Origin of the sequence: Psychrobacter cibarius, assembly GCF_016107535.1 — a bacterium.
GTDB lineage: Bacteria > Pseudomonadota > Gammaproteobacteria > Pseudomonadales > Moraxellaceae > Psychrobacter > Psychrobacter cibarius.
On the sequence record NZ_JABASQ010000005.1, the window covers coordinates 1 to 18,517 of the forward strand.

General features: G+C 43.0%; 16 protein-coding genes. 6 read left to right on the plus strand and 10 right to left on the minus strand.

Annotated features, from left to right (window positions below; all coding sequences use genetic code 11):
- Positions 1 to 329: 329 nt before the first annotated feature.
- Positions 330 to 896, minus strand: coding sequence for a DNA glycosylase (locus JFC08_RS05145; RefSeq protein ID WP_420825208.1), 567 nt, complete (start codon positions 894 to 896; stop codon positions 330 to 332).
- Between the two features lie 403 nt (positions 897 to 1,299).
- Here JFC08_RS05145 and upp point away from each other — a divergent pair, with 403 nt between their 5' ends.
- Positions 1,300 to 1,947, plus strand: a complete 648-nt coding sequence (gene upp / locus JFC08_RS05150; RefSeq protein WP_045445969.1) for a uracil phosphoribosyltransferase — start codon at positions 1,300 to 1,302, stop codon at positions 1,945 to 1,947.
- A gap of 81 nt (positions 1,948 to 2,028) precedes the next feature.
- The gene (locus JFC08_RS05155; protein WP_198329968.1) at positions 2,029 to 2,781 is read left to right on the plus strand and encodes an SDR family NAD(P)-dependent oxidoreductase; all 753 of its coding nucleotides are present in this window, start codon (positions 2,029 to 2,031) and stop codon (positions 2,779 to 2,781) included.
- Between the two features lie 24 nt (positions 2,782 to 2,805).
- Here JFC08_RS05155 and JFC08_RS05160 read toward each other — a convergent pair whose 3' ends face one another.
- The gene (locus tag JFC08_RS05160) at positions 2,806 to 3,462 is read right to left on the minus strand and encodes a hypothetical protein (RefSeq protein WP_198329969.1); all 657 of its coding nucleotides are present in this window, start codon (positions 3,460 to 3,462) and stop codon (positions 2,806 to 2,808) included.
- Positions 3,463 to 3,697: 235 nt separating this feature from the next.
- Between JFC08_RS05160 and JFC08_RS05165 the strand changes: the two genes are divergently transcribed.
- The gene (locus tag JFC08_RS05165; protein WP_198329970.1) at positions 3,698 to 4,654 is read left to right on the plus strand and encodes an alpha/beta fold hydrolase; all 957 of its coding nucleotides are present in this window, start codon (positions 3,698 to 3,700) and stop codon (positions 4,652 to 4,654) included.
- A gap of 77 nt (positions 4,655 to 4,731) precedes the next feature.
- Here JFC08_RS05165 and JFC08_RS05170 read toward each other — a convergent pair whose 3' ends face one another.
- The 4 genes from JFC08_RS05170 to tyrS form a co-directional block, all read right to left on the minus strand.
- A complete protein-coding gene (locus tag JFC08_RS05170; protein ID WP_198329971.1) occupies positions 4,732 to 4,959 on the minus strand; it encodes a DUF1653 domain-containing protein in 228 nt (75 codons plus the stop codon).
- A gap of 15 nt (positions 4,960 to 4,974) precedes the next feature.
- On the minus strand, positions 4,975 to 5,520 hold the full coding sequence (locus JFC08_RS05175) for a DUF4411 family protein (RefSeq protein WP_198329972.1): 546 nt from the start codon (positions 5,518 to 5,520) through the stop codon (positions 4,975 to 4,977).
- The gene (locus JFC08_RS05180; RefSeq protein ID WP_198329973.1) at positions 5,520 to 6,647 is read right to left on the minus strand and encodes an ImmA/IrrE family metallo-endopeptidase; all 1,128 of its coding nucleotides are present in this window, start codon (positions 6,645 to 6,647) and stop codon (positions 5,520 to 5,522) included. Before JFC08_RS05180 ends, JFC08_RS05175 begins: the two co-directional genes overlap by 1 nt.
- Positions 6,648 to 6,741: 94 nt before the next feature.
- Positions 6,742 to 7,953: a tyrosine--tRNA ligase gene (gene tyrS / locus JFC08_RS05185; RefSeq protein WP_198329974.1), complete on the minus strand. Its 1,212-nt coding sequence runs from the start codon at positions 7,951 to 7,953 to the stop codon at positions 6,742 to 6,744.
- Positions 7,954 to 8,183: 230 nt separating this feature from the next.
- On the opposite strand from tyrS, the gene JFC08_RS05190 reads away from it, so the two are divergent.
- From JFC08_RS05190 to JFC08_RS05200, 3 genes are all read left to right on the plus strand, one after another.
- The gene (locus JFC08_RS05190) at positions 8,184 to 9,536 is read left to right on the plus strand and encodes an anhydro-N-acetylmuramic acid kinase (RefSeq protein ID WP_198329975.1); all 1,353 of its coding nucleotides are present in this window, start codon (positions 8,184 to 8,186) and stop codon (positions 9,534 to 9,536) included.
- Positions 9,537 to 9,632: 96 nt separating this feature from the next.
- Positions 9,633 to 11,012, plus strand: coding sequence for a beta-ketoacyl-ACP synthase II (fabF, locus tag JFC08_RS05195; RefSeq protein WP_198329976.1), 1,380 nt, complete (start codon positions 9,633 to 9,635; stop codon positions 11,010 to 11,012).
- Positions 11,013 to 11,127: 115 nt separating this feature from the next.
- Entirely contained in the window at positions 11,128 to 12,000 is an 873-nt protein-coding gene (locus JFC08_RS05200; RefSeq protein WP_198329977.1) for a cell envelope integrity TolA family protein, read from the plus strand.
- A gap of 123 nt (positions 12,001 to 12,123) precedes the next feature.
- On the opposite strand, the gene JFC08_RS05205 is transcribed toward JFC08_RS05200, so the two are convergent.
- The 4 genes from JFC08_RS05205 to lnt all read right to left on the minus strand — a co-directional run bounded on the left by JFC08_RS05205 (position 12,124) and on the right by lnt (position 18,435).
- Complete coding sequence (locus tag JFC08_RS05205) at positions 12,124 to 13,941, minus strand: aminopeptidase P family protein (protein ID WP_198329978.1); 1,818 nt, start codon at positions 13,939 to 13,941, stop codon at positions 12,124 to 12,126.
- 396 nt (positions 13,942 to 14,337) lie between these two features.
- Positions 14,338 to 15,900, minus strand: coding sequence for a peptide MFS transporter (locus JFC08_RS05210; RefSeq protein WP_198329979.1), 1,563 nt, complete (start codon positions 15,898 to 15,900; stop codon positions 14,338 to 14,340).
- A gap of 333 nt (positions 15,901 to 16,233) precedes the next feature.
- Complete coding sequence (locus tag JFC08_RS05215) at positions 16,234 to 16,671, minus strand: hypothetical protein (protein ID WP_060491940.1); 438 nt, start codon at positions 16,669 to 16,671, stop codon at positions 16,234 to 16,236.
- Positions 16,672 to 16,851: 180 nt separating this feature from the next.
- Complete coding sequence (gene lnt / locus JFC08_RS05220) at positions 16,852 to 18,435, minus strand: apolipoprotein N-acyltransferase (RefSeq protein ID WP_198329980.1); 1,584 nt, start codon at positions 18,433 to 18,435, stop codon at positions 16,852 to 16,854.
- Positions 18,436 to 18,517 lie beyond the last annotated feature (82 nt).

Here is an 18,517-nt window from a genome sequence, read left to right on the forward strand (position 1 = left end):
TCAAGCTATCTAGCGAGCCGACTATCTTATCATAATGATTTGAATTGTCAAGCTTTTTTATGTTTTGTTTCTTCAAGTGAATTGGGTTATTTATATGTAATTGACATATAAACTTCCAGCTCGTCTTGATGAGGGCGTATTATAGAGGGTTTGAATCTTTAGTCAAGGGCTATTTTATCTTAATTTGAATAATCTTGGTGATTAGACTAAATTGGCAGAATGGCGACGCTACTTTTGCTTCAATCGGGTAGTAGTATATGGGGTTTTGAGCAAGGATAGCTTTTTCCCCTTAAAATTTCTTACATCTTTCTATAAATGGCAACTTTACATTACAGCTTGCCTATCTTTTTGAAGAATTCTTTATAAGCAGCGACTTTTTTATCTAAGGCTAAAGGATAGGCGCGTGACGTTGAAGGCAACCTATATAAGGTAAGATTATTTACATCCACTTTTCGATTGTGATCGTTTTGCCATTGGTAAGGATAATCCATACTTTGATTGGTCTTAGGATACTTGGATTTAGCAGGTGGCTCGGCTAATAAACCAAGCAGCACTTCTGTTGCTTTACCGCCCGTGGTAAATAAGGTTTCAACCTTTGGCACTTGTGGCAATATACTATCTAGGTCAACGGGTGTGACGACGGTTAAGTTCTTATCTGAGGCATTGCCCGTTTCACGAATAGCCTGATGGACCGTTGGACAAGAAGCAATTCCGCGCTCAAACATAAAGGCGCGAATACGCTCAGGATCGAAGCGTTTTTCTTCGCCTACCCGAAAGTAATCCACATCGTCAAAAAATACACTGCCATAAATACGCCACATGTCATTGTAAAAGTTTGGGTAGTGAAATGGCATTGCCCATTTATCAGCGGTCGGCGGAAAAGTGCCCATCATCATTACCGTAGCATTAGGTGGTAAAACGGGAGCGAACGGATGCGTTTCTACCTCTGCTGCTTGGGCTTCAGATAATATCCAGCTGTTATCGGTTTGATGCGTATTATTCTGGGTGTGATATGGTTGTGTAGTCATAAGATTCTTCATCAGAAAAGCGGTTTTTTTGCTATCATAGCAAGCCTAAACACTGCTTCATTTATTAGGGTGCTATTATAGTCAAACATAGTCGGCTTAAATAAAACCAACCCTGCCATAAATATATTTAGCTTACTTTATTATCAAAGTAGCAAGCTTACTATTTGTGAGACAGATATAAGGTTGAAGTGCAGTAAGTGTTTGTATCTTTTATACTAATGGCAACCGCAGTAATTGCGCACGCATCAGACCAAAAACCAAGAGAAACCTTATGAGCGACTTAAAAATCACCGTCATCGATCACCCGTTAGTCCGTCATAAACTCAGCCTTATGCGCGAAAAAGACTGTAGCACTTATAAGTTTCGCACGTTGACCAAAGAGCTTGCACGCTTGATGGCATATGAAGCAAGCCGTGATTTTGAAATCGAAACCTTCCCAATGCAAGGCTGGTGTGGTGAAATCACTGGTGAGCAAATCATCGGTAAGACAGCAACGATTGTACCGATTTTACGTGCGGGTATTGGCATGCTTGATGGGGTGCTCGACTTGATCCCTACTGCTAAGATTTCTGTCGTCGGTTTGCAACGTGATGAAGAAACCTTACAACCTGTGCCGTTCTTTGAAAAATTTGTCAGCCATATGGACAAACGCCCAGCCCTTATCATTGACCCAATGTTAGCCACTGGCGGCTCAATGGTCGCGACCATCGAGATGTTAAAGAAAAATGGCTGTACTAATATTAAAGCATTGGTATTGGTTGCGGCACCTGAAGGCGTACGTGTGGTCAATGAAGCACATCCTGACGTGACCATTTATACCGCTGCACTAGACAGCCATTTAGATGAACATGGTTATATCATCCCAGGTTTGGGCGATGCTGGCGATAAAATCTTTGGTAAGCAGTTGTTTAACAAATAAGACAACGCCCATAAACCGTGGCAAGCCGGCATTATAAAACCATTTGAAATGTGTACAGAACATCAATGATAAGGATATAAGATGAACGTATTGATTACAGGCGCAAGCGCGGGTTTCGGTAAAGCGCTGGCTGAGCGTTTGGTGGCCAATGGTCATCGAGTGATTGGCTGTGCCAGACGCCTTGATAAGCTTAATGCGCTAGCAGAAACTTTGGGCGAGGCATTTTTACCTGTGGTCATGGATGTCAGTGACACGGCGACTATCCCGCAAATCATTGCGGATTTGCCGGCTGATTTCAAGCAAATCGATGTCTTGGTGAATAACGCTGGGCTAGCACTTGGCACCGAGCCTGCGCACAAGGCCAGTCTTGATGATTGGATGCGTATGACCGATACCAATATTAAAGGTTTAATGGCGCTGACCCATGCAGTGTTGCCAGCGATGGTCGCACGCGATAGTGGTTATATCATTAATGTGGGCTCAATCGCAGGTAGCTGGCCTTACTTTGGCGGTAACGTTTATGGCGCGACCAAAGCCTTTGTCAAACAGTTTAGCTTAAACCTGCGTGCGGATCTCATCGGTACGCAAGTGCGCGTGACCAACCTTGAACCGGGTAATGTGGCGGGCACTGAGTTTTCAAACGTGCGCTATCATGGTGATGACGATAAAGCTGCTCAAGTTTACGATGGCTTTAAAACCATGACCGGCGATGATATTGGCGATATTTTATTATGGCTGATTGAATCGCCTGCCCATATTAACGTTAATCGTTTAGAAGTCATGCCGGTTGCGCAAACCTATAATGGTCTAACGATTGCTAAGCAAGATTCTTAAACGCTTAACCGACCGTTTGGCTCATTAACGTAATTCATAAGACCGAAGCAATATAGATTCCTCTATATTGCTTCTTTTTTTGGTATTGATACTCTCTTCATTGACCAAGCGCAAATCCTGAAAATCTAAAATCAATACCTCATTACGCAAGCGCTCACTAGTTCGTTTATTGTGGCGTATCGGAAATCCTAAAACTTGCTTACCAGTAATCACTATCTGATTGATAATCATGGTCGGATTATTGATGGTAGCTTTTGCACTTAGCTTCTGAGCATTGATGATGGCGGTGGCAGGATTAACCGTTGTGCTTAAAACCTTTATCTGGCGCACGCCTTTTGGCATATCACCTGCAAAAAACAATACCTGCTCTAATGGCAAATACTGCGCGTGCCGCATTAATTCCTGACGAAATAGCAAAGGCATATCTGCATTAAAGCTGTCTTCTGCTTGCTGAGAGAACGCCGTAAAATTACGGTGCAGATAGCGGCCAAACACGCTGCTATTAATCCAGTCTTGATAAGTATCATTTTTTAACAGCTGCTTTGTGAAAGCGTCGGCATCTGCCGTGATATCTGCCGTAAGCATTGCTAACAGTAACGCCTGCGGATTGGTAAATTTTTTCTGCTGCCAGATTTGTGGATATAGGCTGCTATCGAGCAATGGTAACATCGACTTGTTCATACCTTAATATCCTTATATTTTACTTGCTGACGTTTGATTCGATTGGTCAAAGTCTATAACAAGTCGCTACTTTTACCGCTCAACTGCTTTCAACACTTAACAAATTTTATGCTATGGTCAGTTACCTATTTTAATATAGTAGTCCTTCATTAGTGGCATAAATAATTCCACAATAAAGCATTTCGGCTAAATCGGCTTTATAAAATTGCTTAGTGAAAACAAGGTATACTGCCTTATGAAGAAAAATTTAATTAACTTGCCTGCTAACTACCAGTTAAAAACGATTAATATCGCTTTGACTGACGGTACATTACTACCCGTATCTGTCATAGGCAATGGCAAACCCGTACTGCTGCTACACGCTTATGGCATGGATGCACGTGAATTTTTGCCATTTATTTTTCCTTTGGTTGGCAAATATGCATTTTATCTGCCGCACCTGCGAGGATTTGGCGCGGCAAAAGACATCAAGCTGACCCAGTTTGATTTTGTGCGCCAGTATGCCGATGATATCAGTGTCGTCATTGAGCAAATTTGCTTAGCGCGCAATATAGAGTCCTTGCCTGTTGCCGCTATTTCGATGGGTGCGCAAGTAATATGGGCGTATTTTGAGCGTTATGGCAGCGCGAAAGTCAGCCGTTATTTGAATATTGACCAAAGTCCTGCTATCCATAATCAGCCTGATTGGCAAGGTGGCTTGTTTGGCACGCGCCAGCAAGAAGTATTCGATATCTTTCATGAGGTAATTGATAAGACTTTGCCTTATGCTGACATCGAAAGCTTTACCCATCTGCCTTTTGCCCTGAAACGCCGTGCAACGGATGTCGAACGGCTGTTTTCTCTATTATCCGTCAATCGCACACGCTCAAAAGCCTTTATACAAGTGATGACCTATAAAAACGACCCCAAACTTGCGCTTTATGATCATAGTATTTGGCATCATAAGATGCGCTGCTTACAAGCTTATTTAACATTACCCTATGACTTTCGCGGCGCTTTAGAGCGGGTCACCATTCCAGTGGTCAATCTGATTGGCGGGCGCTCAAAGCTATATGATGCTAAATGGCAGCAAAAAATCACCCAAATGCTACCTAATGCCACTGAGGTCGTGTTGCCGCGCTCAGGTCATGCGGTACCAATGGATGAGCCTGTTGGATTTTATAAAGTATTAAAAGGGTTTTTACAGGATTAGTTGTTCATCCATATAAAAAAGCGACCTTAACGGGTCGCTTTTTTATATGGGCAATAAATTTTAAACATTTTGAGATATCAATCAGCTAATACTTTAACTAACTCAAATCTAGCTACTTCCTTACCATCAACTTCAACAGTTTCAGTAAACATCGCTAATGGTCGTACCCACACGCCATACTCACCGTATAGGCAGCGGTAAACAACTAGTGATTCTTCCGTTTCTGAATGCTGAGCGGTATGCAATACTTGGTAAAGGCTGCCTTTATAATGGCGGTAAATACCTTGGGGGATGGTTTGGGTCATAAAATCATTTTCTTATTAAATTTTATCGATTCCGAGGTAATTAAATAAATCTAACCATGTATAACATATTATGCTTTTATATTTACATGTATCAGGTATCTTTATGTCACCTACTAATTCTTTAGATATATCTTTGTTAAACCCTTGCTCACTTGTCAAAACACAAGCATTTTTGCTTATAGCAACAGCTATATTAGATAGATCATTACTAATCCCATTAACCTTCTTTAAACGCCTCTCTACCTTCATGTTCTGAAAGAATGGTAATTCTTCAATCATTTGATTTTGTAGAGATAAAAGTTGAGTTTGATATGTCGTCTTTCTTATTACTTCAATGTTGAATGATTTGAAAAAATCATCCAAAACTATAGGTGAATACCCATCGAAAAGCCCTACTCGACCGTAAATTTCCTGTCTAATATCTTCAGAAACGACAAATTTAATAAGTCCAGCAGATATCGAGTTTAAAAGCGAATCCCAAATTGTTTTAAATATTTCAATAGGATAATATCGATAGCAAATATCAATAATAGCATTAGTATCTAAACAGACTCTTATCATCAAGAAAACGCCTTATCTTCTAAGTACTTCAAATCCTCAATACGATTAGGAATTCTCAGCAAGTCCATTGCAGAATTAATAGTTAGCTCTTCTTTCCAAATAGCTGAAAATACTTGCTGTAAATAGACTTTACCAAAATGATTATATGTGGTGTGTCTCTTCTTAACCCCAAAACCTCCAGAGTTTTCAACTTGAAGGCTTTTTAGGTAGTCTTCAAGCTCTATTTGTTTTACTAAACCTAATTGTTTAAGCTGAATAGCAACAGCTGGTCGACTAGCCTTAGTAACTTTTCGAATTGCTAGTATGTTCTCACTTAGAGATAAGTTCGAAGAGTAATATTTATAGACAATTGAACTAGGGACTAAAACATATCCTGCAACCTCATTACAATAAACCTCTTCAGTATAGTTAGAATATATCAAGTTGCCGTCCAAAGCACTTTGCTTCAAACCTAAATGTACCAGTTCGTGTATTAGAGTAAAAAGTCGACGTGCGGGTGACTGTCCCGTAGTTAAAATCACTATGATAGGTAATTTATCATAGTACAAAGACATACCTTCTGAGCTTAAAGAAGGATTTGATTTCTCTAAAACAATTACATCATTTTTTTCCACTATAGTACGCCAAGACTTATAATAATCAGAGCCTGACTCTAAAAGATTTTCTTCCTCTAAATTTAAGAAATCTATGATTAATTGTGCATCGTGCTGTGCATTACTTCCTAAGAGATTTAAACCAAAAGTACTTATATTTTCATCTAAAGACTCATAAATACTTAATAGATTGTCTCTGTCGATATATGCTTCCTGAGCTACTTTTTGGAATTGATAACTTTGCTCTTCATCTTCTCCTGATATATCTTCATACTTATTTCTAAAATCAATGACTTTAGGTAATTCACGACTAATGACTGAATCAAAAGTTAAATAAGAAACTGGTACTAGAAGTATGTCAGCTAATTTATTGAGCTGTTTAATTGTGAAAACATTATTTTCGACCTCAGCACTTTCAATTTTTTTAGAAGGAATGGAGGTTTTTTTGGCAAGCAAATCTACAGATAGCGACATCTGTTGTCGGTAATGACTCAATGCTATTGGAGAATGTCTCACTAATTGACGATTTGTCATAACTTCCTAGAATATCCTTTTAGAGTTAAACAAGGCTATAATTAATATTATAGCCCTATTTTAAATTAAACTTTATAAAAGAATTGTCTTTAACCTATCCCACTGTCACTTTCGCATAAGCCTTTTTGCCTGCTTGGATAACGACTGTCTGACCAGAAGTTAAGCTAAAGCCCGCATCAACCACTTCGCCATCTACTTTTACCGCGCCGCGTTTAATCATATCTTTAGCAGATGAGCTGTTTTTGGCAAGCTCTGCTTGATTTAATATCTGCGTGATAAATAATGCGTCCTGCCCTTCTAACTCTAACGTCACTTCTGGTAAATCGACTGGCAATTCACCATCAGCAAGTACGTTACCCGCTGATTTGTGCGCATTAGCAGCCGCATCGGCATCATGGAAACGCTCAATTAATTCTTCAGCAAGAATACGTTTGATTTCTTGTGGGTTGCGACCGTTTTCCATCTCAGCCATTAACGCCTCAACTTCTTCCATCGGCTTAAAGCTTAAAAATTCAAAGTAACGACGGATTAAAGTATCTGGCATCGACAGCAGTTTTTGGTACATGGTGCCCGGCGCATCGTAAATGCCGACATAGTTGCCAAGTGACTTAGACATTTTATTAACACCGTCTAGTCCTTCTAAGATTGGCACCGTGATACAAACTTGCGGCTCTTGACCGTAACGACCTTGCAGGGTGCGTCCCATCAGGATGTTAAAAGTTTGATCGGTACCGCCAAGCTCGACGTCGGCTTTTAGTGCGATAGAGTCATAACCTTGCACCAACGGGTATAAAAACTCATGGATGGCAATTGGCGTTTGCGCCGCGTAGCGTTTAGAGAAATCATCGCGCTCAAGCATGCGTGAGACGGTCAACTGGCTAGAAAGCTGAATCATATCGCCCGCTGACATATCCTTGAACCATTCAGAGTTAAAGACAATCTTGGTTTTTTCTTTATCCAAAATCTTAAAGACTTGTTCCGCATAAGTCTGCGCGTTGACTTTGATTTGCTCATCGGTCAATGGCGGACGCGTGCTGTTTTTGCCAGAAGGATCACCAATCTTGGCGGTATAGTCACCGATTAGAAAATAAATCTCATGACCCAAATCTTGAAAATGCTTCAGCTTATTAATCAACACGGTATGACCCAAATGTAGGTCAGGCGCGGTGGGATCAAAGCCTGCTTTGATACGTAGCGGACGATTCAGTTTTAACTTCTTAACCAAATCCTCTTCAGATAGGATTTCTTGCGTACCGCGTTGGATTAAGGCAAGTTGTTCTTCTAGGGTATAAGTTTGAGTGGTCATGATGCTCTCTTTATTGTCTTTATTTAAAGGGTAAAGCGTTTGGGCTATTTATACCAAGCCAAAAAAATACGATTAGCAGCGTCAAACTCGTTTAGTCTACTATCTATTAAATGTAGTACTTGAACTCATTTATCACTACTCTGGTTTTTGGGAATGGGATTAAAGTTTCGTAGCCGGTAAAAGATGTTAGAATTTGACAGATATACTAGCGTTTTTTAAGGTAAATTGCCATGACCAACCCTACATCGATTGCTGATACCAATGCTAATACTCATTCGAGTATAAATTATGATAATAATTTAGATAACACTTTGGCTAATGGTCTAGAAAATAGCTTAGCGCATATTGACGACTTAAATTATGCCACCTTGACCGATGCGCTTGAGCAAACGGTGTTTGAAAACTTCGATGATGGCTTATATATCGGCATGATGTCTGGCACCAGCTTAGATGGTATGGACGCCGTGCTTTGTCAATTCGGTGGTGAAGGAAATACTCAACAACCCATGCGACTATTAGCAACTCGTAGTCAGGATTTCCCGCCGCGCCTGCGTGAAGTGTTATTGGCTTTATGTCAGCCTAATGGTGTGCAAGAATTGGTACCAACAGTGGGTGAACCAAACAGCGAATTAGACTGGTTCGGCTGGGCCAGTAAGGAATACGCTGAATTTGCCAGCGACGTGGTCAATAATTTATTACAGCAGTCCAATACCGATGTAGAGTCGGTGCTGGCAATTGGCTGTCACGGTCAAACCGTGCGTCATCGTCCACAAATGGGCTTTAGCTTGCAATTGCTCGATGCCAATATCATTGCTGATCGTACTGGCATTAGCGTCGTCAGCGATTTTCGCCGCCGCGATATGGCGGTTGGTGGTCAAGGAGCGCCATTGGTTCCAGCTTTTCATCAAGCGTTATTTGCCACGCCTGATAGCACGCGGGTGTTATTAAATTTAGGCGGTATTGCCAATATCACTGTCTTGCCAGCAAACGATAGTCCTGTGATTGGTTATGACACGGGTCCTGCCAATTTATTGTTGGATGCGTGGACGGCATTACATACTGATAAAGATTATGATGCTGGCGGCACTTGGGCGCAGTCTGGACAAGTGGTTGAGCCGCTACTTAATCAGCTTTTGGAACATCCTTTTTTTCATAAAAGCTATCCTAAAAGTACAGGGCGCGAAGATTTTAACCTAGCTTGGCTACAGGATGAGCTGCAAAAGTTCGATCAGGCATCTGCCCATATTCGCTATTCGTCAGCGGATGTGCAGGCAACGCTCACTGAACTGACAGCGATGAGTGCCAGTATGCAAATTAATATGTTTATTAATGCTCATGAAAATAGCTCGGTTTACGTCTGTGGTGGCGGTGCATTAAACGATTATTTGATGACTCGCTTGCAAGCGCATCTGCCCCATTGCACAGTAGAGACCACCGCAAGCTTAGGACTGAATCCAGCGTGGATCGAAGCCGTCGCCTTTGCGTGGCTCGCACGGCAAACACTAATAGGTGAAACGGGTAATTTGCCAGCGGTCACTGGCGCCAGTAAAGGCGTGGTTTTGGGTCAGGTTTGTTTCGCCTGACTGGTCAAATTTTAGTTTACACACGTGCACTTATGTGTTTTATAATGATTTCTGAAATACCCTCCTCTTAGGACTCGTAAGTATAGGATATATCGCATGAGCCAACACAGCAGTTCACTCACTGATCAAGCTACCAATGATGCTAGCGCAACAGCAGAGCATCAACCGCGTCAGAAACCACCGCACTATGAGCGTAGCGATGACTTGCGCGTCGTAATTACAGGTATGGGTGCGTTGACACCTTTGGGACTCGACGTCGATAGCTCATGGACTAAGCTGCTCAATGGTGATAGCGGCATCGCGCCAATTACACATTTTGATGCTACTGGCTATCGCGCTCAAATTGCTGGCGTGGTCAAGGATTTCGATGCCAAGCAATATATGAACGCCAAAGACGCGCGACGCTATGATGAATTTATTCATTATGGTATTGCCGCCTCTAGTATGGCATTACAGAACGCTGGTTTTATCGATGAAGTAAGTGCTGCTGATGCACCTGTGCAAAATGTCGATCAAGAGCGATTCGGCATTATTTTAGGCTCAGGTATTGGTGGTATCCAAACCATTGAAAACAGTCGCGATACGCTACGAGAAAAAGGCGCTATGAAAGTTTCGCCCTTTATCATTCCTGGCTCTATTGTGAATATGGCAGCAGGCTTAGTGGCGATTAAACATACCTTAAAAGGTCCCAACCTTGCGACATCGACGGCTTGTACCACCGCTACCCATGCGATGGGGCTCGCTGCACGTTTGATTGCTTATGGTGACGCCGATGTCATGCTAGCAGGTGGTAGTGAAAAAGGATCAAGCCCACTTGGCATATCAGGTTTTGGTGCCATGCATGCCCTCTCAACTCGCAATGACGAGCCGACCAAAGCCTCGCGTCCCTTTGACAAAGACCGTGATGGCTTTGTGCTCGGTGATGGCGCGGGTATGGTGGTACTAGAAAGCCTTGCTCATGCCAAAGGACGCGGTGCAACCATACTCGCTGAACTGGTCGGCTTTGGGATGAGTGATGATGCCAGTCACATCACAGCACCGCCTGAAGATGGCAGCGGTGCGGCACGAGCGATGCGTAATGCCCTAAATGATGCAGGTATTGAGCCATCGAGTGTTGGTTATGTCAACGCTCATGGCACCAGCACCCCTGCGGGTGATGTCGCTGAATCGATTGCTATTGAAACTGTTTTTGCCCCAGTTAAAGACCGCATTTTGGTCAGCTCAACCAAATCGATGACGGGTCATTTGCTTGGTGCCGCGGGTGCTGTTGAAGCCATATTTACCGTCCTTGCCCTACAGCATCAGCATGTGCCACCCACCATTAATTTGGACAATGTGGAAGACAACTGTAACCTCGACTATGTCGCCAATCAATCGCGCAAAGTTGAAAACCTACAGTATGCCGTATCCAATAGCTTTGGCTTTGGTGGTACCAATGGCTCGTTAGTATTTGCGCGCTGGCCCGTGAATCATTAAGGTATAAAACTCACCATATCGATCGTTGTAACCTTGGTGTCAGATTTGCTACGTTTGTCCACTTGCAGCCCCTTATCGTATTTGCGTATGATAAGGGGTAATTTTTGGAACATTTATGGACGATACCATGTCAAGCTACTCATTTTCCCATCAGTTTTACCAGCGCTGGACGTGTGCGCCTGAGCCTATTCGCGCAGCAATTACCCAAGAGCTAAAAGACATCACCACCTTACTGCAAAACGATACCCCATTTGAAAGCTTTGTCTTTAATACTCATGATTTGGATACCCACATCGATGAGCTCTACGAAAACCATGAAGCGGAGCAAGCCATCGCTAAAGCCATTACTGACAAAAAGGCCGAAGAGCAAGCGACTGCTGAAAAACAGCAGCGAGAAGAACAACAAAAAGTAAAAGCGGCAGAGGATGCCACACTTAAAGAAAATACTAAGTTAAAAGAAGCAGCCAAACTTCGTGAAGTAGCAGATACCGCGCAAAAAGAACAACAGAAAACTGAGCAAATAGCCGCTGAGAAGAAGAATATTGCTGATAAAACGATCGCTATGAACACCAATGATACAAGCGATTCAGAATCGCTCAGCATTGATAACACGGTTGAAAAAAATCAAAATGTTGAAAAATCGGCTGCGACGCAATCTAATGCTGATGATAACTTTGTTACCAGCTCTGAGAACAAAACCATCAGTGAAGATACTAATGTCGCTCATGACAAGCATATCAATGACGACCACAGCATAAAAGCGGTCAACGACAAAGCCAGCGCCGCCATCAAACTGGCACTGAAAGATGCGAAACTGAGTACCACGCATCAAGAGATGATCCGTGAGTTGGAAATGCAAATTGATGACTATCTCAGTGAGCAAATGATGCTGATGTCTGAGAATTTAAAATCTTGGTTACGTGCTGAAGTGACTCAAAATCTAAGCGAAGATGAAGCAAGAACTGACAAAGAGTCTAAACCAAGCTAAACGCTGCGTCCTACGCATCACTTTTTAGCAATAAATCCTCAGTAAAAATTCCTAGTACTAAAAAACCCCCGTAAACTTTACGGGGGTTTTTTCATTTTAGATTCGTCGATATGAGCGTTTACTTTAGATAGCCTTAGTCCGCTCAGTCAGCCAGTCAAGTGCCGCACCTTCAACGCGGTCTTTTAGCTCTGCATAGACTTGGCTATGATAATTATTCAACCAATCAATTTCGATTTGAGTCAATAATGATGACTCAATTAAACGGGTGTCAATTGGGCAGTAGGTAACGGTCTCAAAATTAAGAAAATCGCCAAATTCCGTCTCTACTGGTTGGGCAACACGTTTATTAACCATCAGGTTCTCAATACGGATACCGTATTTGCCTTCACGATATAGACCTGGCTCATTACTTGAGATCATGCCCTCTTTCATCGCACGCTCTTTCGGCATGCTGGCACTATAAGCAATCACTTGTGGACCTTCATGGACGTTCAAGAAATAACCAACGCCATGACCAGTACCGTGACCATAGTCCATCTGTGCCTGCCATAATGGTGAACGGCATATCGCATCGATGAGTGGTGAAGCGATACCATCAGGGAAATGCGCTTTTGCTAAGGCAATATGGGCTTTGAGTACGGTGGTAAAGTCACGTTTGTGTTCGCTGCTTACCTGTCCAATACCGACCACACGAGTGATGTCTGTGGTGCCGTTTTGATACTGAGCGCCTGAATCAATGAGTAATAAACCACCTTCACCTTCATTGACATCTAAGTAGCTAAATTTCTCAGGCGTTGCGCGATAATGCGGCAGCGCACCATTTTCATTAAAGCCTGCGATAGTCGGGAAACTTGGCGATACATAATGTGGCTGCTGACTGCGCACTTCGATGAGCATACTATCAACGTCCAGCTCGCTTAAACGCTCACCGTTTGCTAAACGCTGCTCAAATGCGGCAAAAAACTCACTTAATGCCGCGCCATCTTGACGCATGGCTTCACGCACATGGTCGATATCAGCGTCAGATTTAACCGATTTTAGCAAAGTACTTGGCGCCATTTGCTCAATAAAACCTATGCCATCGCCCATTTTAGATAACGTACCCACTGCCACTTTACTTGGGTCTAATAGCAATAAGTCATCAGCAGTCAATGTGCCCAACGCATCTTGCACAGCATCATAATCAGCAAGGGTGATACCGCTGTCTTTTAAGATTTGTGCTATCTCGCTACTGACTTTATTATTATCGATAAACAATGTCGCGTCATGTTCGCTAATGAGCATATGTGCCAAAAACACAGGGTTATAGTCAACATCAGCACCGCGTAAATTGGTCAACCAAGCAATATCGTCTAGGCTTGAAAGCAAGTGATGGGTTGCGCCTGCCTCAGCCATACCTGCGCGTACAGCGGCAAGTTTTGAGGTAGCAGACTGCGCGACAAACTGCGCATCGTGTTGATATAGACTGGCGGTTGGTAGCGCTGGACGATCGCTCCATATTTCTGTCAATACGTCACGCTCAGTGATTAACGTAATATCATTGGCATCAAAGGCATTCAACAATCTATCTTGCTCAGAGATAGACAATACATTGCCGTCGACTGCCACGCTATCCCCCTCAGCCAAATGCTCGGCGAGCCAATCAATATGATTTGGCTGACCCGGTGCAAGCTTCTCTAAGCTAATACCAGTACCTTCTAATTGGTCAGCGGCATGTACCCAATAGCGGCTGTCCGTCCATAATCCAGCAAAATCAGCGGTAACAACGAGCGTCCCAACTGAGCCTGTGAATCCTGATAACCATAAGCGCGCTTGCCAATATTCTGGCAGATACTCAGATAAATGCGGATCAGCAGACGGTACGATAATCGCGGTCAGATCTTGTGCTACCAACGCCTGACGTAGGCTGTCAATACGATCGTGGATGCTTTGTTTATTCATAAAAGGTGTCCTTATTGATTTTAAAAAATAAGATTTGGAAAAATCATATTGTGAGGCGACTATGGATAGTCGTCTTATTTGAGCGAGTAAACTGTTTTAAGCGTTAGTTATTCATCATTCATTGAATGCTCAGCATCTAAACCTGCGTAAGCCGCTCAATGTCTTAAAAATTAAAATGTTGTCAATGACCAGATAGATAAGGCTAAATATTTTTAGGAGCATTACAGCAGAGCATCATTAAATGTTTGGGCGGAAAGCGGACTTTCAATAGCGTGGGGGCAATAACTTACTAAGTGTCACCATAAAACGTGCTACCGATATGGTAACACGTCTCGCCATCTAACATTTTTGCTGGTATTGCTATTGATACTAAATCACGTTAATCGTGTGTCTGAATTAGCTCAGCTTATCTGCACGCTCGCTTTTTTGCAGCATATTATTGATCGGTTTGGCTAATGCCAATAAGACAACGGCTGTGACCACCAAAAAGATCGTCATCATCGTAAATAAGCCCGGCAACCCTTCGATCTTATCCGCTGATACTTGACCACCAAAGAACGCAGCAACCAAATTACCTAAAGCGAGAGAAGCAAAGAAAAGCCCCATCATCTGACCTTGCATGCCTTTTGGCGCAAGCTTAGTCATTGCAGACAGACCAACAGGACTGAGCGCCAACTCACCGAGAGTCAGTAATAATAAACTACCCACTAACCATAAAGGTGAAGCCAATCCACCATCGCTAGTCAAAATGCTTTTTGAGGCAAATATCATCAAAGCAAAGCCTGCAGCGGCAAACAACATACCAAGCGCAAACTTTACCATACTATTTGGCTCAAGACCTCGATTGGCAAGCTTGACCCAGACAATGCTGATGATCGGTGCTAATATTAAAATAAATAAGGGATTAAGCGACTGGAACCAAATACTAGGCACTTCAAAGCCTAAAACATTCAGGTCTGTATAGCGATCAGCGAACAGGTTAAAAGAGGTTGGCTGCTGCTCAAAGCTTGACCAAAATAGCGTCGAGCCGATGATTAAGATAAAACAAATTAACAAACGCAGCTTGTCAGTTTTGTCCAATCGCGGTGAGATAAACATGACAGCAAAGTATAGTATGACGACTGCTGCAATGAGGTAAGTCATATACTGAGCAACCATTTCAGGGTTAAATGGCATAATACCAGTCGACACTAAGACAGTAATGGCAGCAAGTAGCGCGAGAAACCCGCCAACCCAGCGACCTACATTTTTGAAACGTCCAGTCGTTTGTTCCCATTCAGGCGTAATGTTTTTGGCACGAGCATAACGATTTAAGGTTTTTTTAGCTGAAAAACGATAAATCAATAGTGAAGCTAACATGCCAAGACCACCGACACCAAAGCCTACATGCCACATACCTTTTTCTTTAAATACGCCAACGATAAGGGCAGCCAGTAGCGCACCAATATTGATACCCATATAAAATAGAGTGAAGCCACTATCACGGCGTGCATCGCCTTTGGGGTACAACGTTCCGACCATCACGGAGATACAGGTTTTAAATAAGCCTGAACCGAGAACGATACACATCAAACCCACAAAAAACAGCGTCATCCCAAACATAGCGGATAGTGCGATACACAAATGACCTAGGGCGATAATAATACTACCCCACCAGAGTGCACGCTCTTGACCGAGCCAATTATCAGCCAACCAGCCACCCGGTACTGCCGCTAAATATAACGAACCAGCAAAAATACCATAGATAGCAGAAGCTGTGACCTCATCGAAACCAAAACCGCCACTACCGACGGTCGCTACCATAAATAATACTAATAGTGGACGGATACTATAATAAGAGAATCGCTCCCACATTTCTGTGAAAAACAATGGACGGAGCGGCTTAGGGTGCCCCATAAATCCATTATCTAGTGCTGCCAATTCAGTAGCACTAACCTCTGACTTTGATTCTGTACTCATAACTTTATTCCTTTAAAGACCACTGTATTAACGACCAGACATATAATTATCCCGACAAGCGGTCATATAGGCGCATCATTGTTTCACCTAGATATAATCAAGTAAAGAAATAATTGGTCAATAATTACACAAACACCCACAAAAAAGCCCGCTATCATTGGCTGAAAGCGGGCTTTTATTTTTAGCATCAATGGCAGTGATGACGACGCTGTTGTGCTTATGGTATTACAATAATATTGCCATAATACTTAGGTTTTAAGCAAAAATACTTAGACTTTAAGCGAAGCGGTTTGTCGAGCCGTACTTTAAAAAGGTAGCATCGACTTACGTATATTACTGTGCGGCTACCGCTTCATCAGTGGTATCACCCGCTTCCAAATCACCGTCTGCTTGCTCAGCCGTTAGATCAGCATCTGCAACCGCAGTTTGACTAACTGTACCAGAAGCAGTTGCAGTACCAGCTTCTGCGGTAACCACAGCGCTATCAGTATCGGTCGCTGGGGTGACGCTTGCATCTGCAGCAGTATCAGTCGCTGTAGCATCCGCGGCTACAGGTGCTGTTTCAGCTGGCGCAGTGTCTTCAGCAGCAATCGCTTCTGCTTCATCAGCCGCCGCTGACGTTTCGGTTGTCTCAGCAGTAATGTGCTCGCCTGCTGGACGCAAAAATCCAGAAATACCAATAAGTAAGACGATACCTAAAAATAAGGCAACACCGCCTAAAGCAAATAAGAACTCTTTCTTAGGGTTGTTTTCGACAATATGTTCTGACATACCTTATCCACCTTGCACAAAATATTTAAAATATTGGTCTATTATATCGCAATTCGTACCGATTTGTTAAAACCCTTAAGTATTTAAAGGATTTATTATCAACAAACTTTGCCACTCGCTTTTGTGGTTAATTCTCATAACCCATTCTAGCGATTCATTATGACTTGTAATAATAGCCAGTTATTTTAGCGACTTACCCAAACGCGGTTGCGGCATCCCACGCTTACCAAAGTAGCTCAAGACAAGTAACAGCGTAATGATAAAGAGAATCGGATAATTACCGAAGCTCATAAAAGGTGTATTACCAACCCGCGCCTGAACATCACCGCGCAATACGGTGCGCTCAAACTGCGGTGCACGCTCGACGATACGACCTTTATGATCGATGATCGCGGTCACGCCCGTATTGGTCGCACGCATAAACCAACGCCCATTCTCTAGCGCGCGCATCTGCACCATTTGCAGATGTTGCAATGGACCTGCCGACGTACCAAACCAAGCATCGTTTGAGATGGTCAATAAGAAGTCCGTGCCAATCGCGTTTTTACGAGTGGTATCAGGGTAAGCCACTTCATAACAGACTGCTGAGCCCAAATTATGACCACGTACACGCAGCGGTGATTGGTTGTCACTACCACGACTATAGCTCATGATTTCTTGACTACCAGCAAGGTTTGGCAAGATATCTAACATGCCTTCGAAGGGAATATATTCACCAAATGGTACCAGGCGCTGCTTTTTATACATGCCCTCAGCGTCACTACCTAGCGCAACCACGCTATTATAAAATGGCGGATATTTATCCGTTTTTGGGTCAAAGTTTTCTAAATCTCTATAAGGAATACCTGTTACCCACGTGGTATCTGTTTCTTTGGCCATTTTAACCATTTCACTGATAAAACCAATCGCTTCATCTTGAAACATAGGAATCGAGGATTCTGGCCATAAGACGATATCGCGATCCCACTCAGTACTGGTCAGAGTTGCATAAATTTTCAGGGTTTCTATTTGATATTCGGTGAGCCATTTTAAATCTTGTGGAATATTACCTTGGATTAAGGACACGGACAAATCAGGCGTGCCTTTTGGTTTCGTCCATTGCGGATTCATCAACCATAACGCGCTGCTAATTACCAACAATGCTATCGACGGAATCATATATCCGCCACGGCGACGCAATAGCTCAACCAAACTGGCTGCCAATAATACCGCCACAAAAGACACTGCAAAGACGCCAGCGACTGGTGCTAATGACGATAACCAATACTGCTCCGTAAAGGCATAACCAACAAACAACCACGGAAATCCAGTGAACAGCCACGTTTTCAGCCACTCTTGGAGTATCCATAGCGCCGCAAACGATAATGGCTGACGACCGACCATACGGTTGAAAACCAACGCCAAAAAGCCATGGAATAACCCCATGCCTAACCCCATCAGCGCAATCATAATCAGCGCAAGCCATGCTGGCGTATCGCCATAAACATGAATAGAGGTGTATAACCAAAATGCACCAACGCACCAAAGCCCCGTACCGTAAGCCTGACCGATAAGAAAAGCACGCTTGCCACTCATATCAGGCATCAGTAAGGCGTATAAAATAGCAGGCGACACTAGCGCCAGTGGCCAAATGCCATAAGGCGCAAGTGCAAATATAAACACCGACCCTGCCAACAACGCAATCAATACCGTCAGCGCTATAGGCAAACCCTTGGGCTTATCAGGGTTCAGGCGTTTTTGTAAATCAACAGTAGACAGGCGCATAGCAGTTATCCAAAACCATATTTTTCAAAATTTTAAGCGTCAACATTCAGATGAAAACCAAGCTGAAGCAGACCGTATTGTG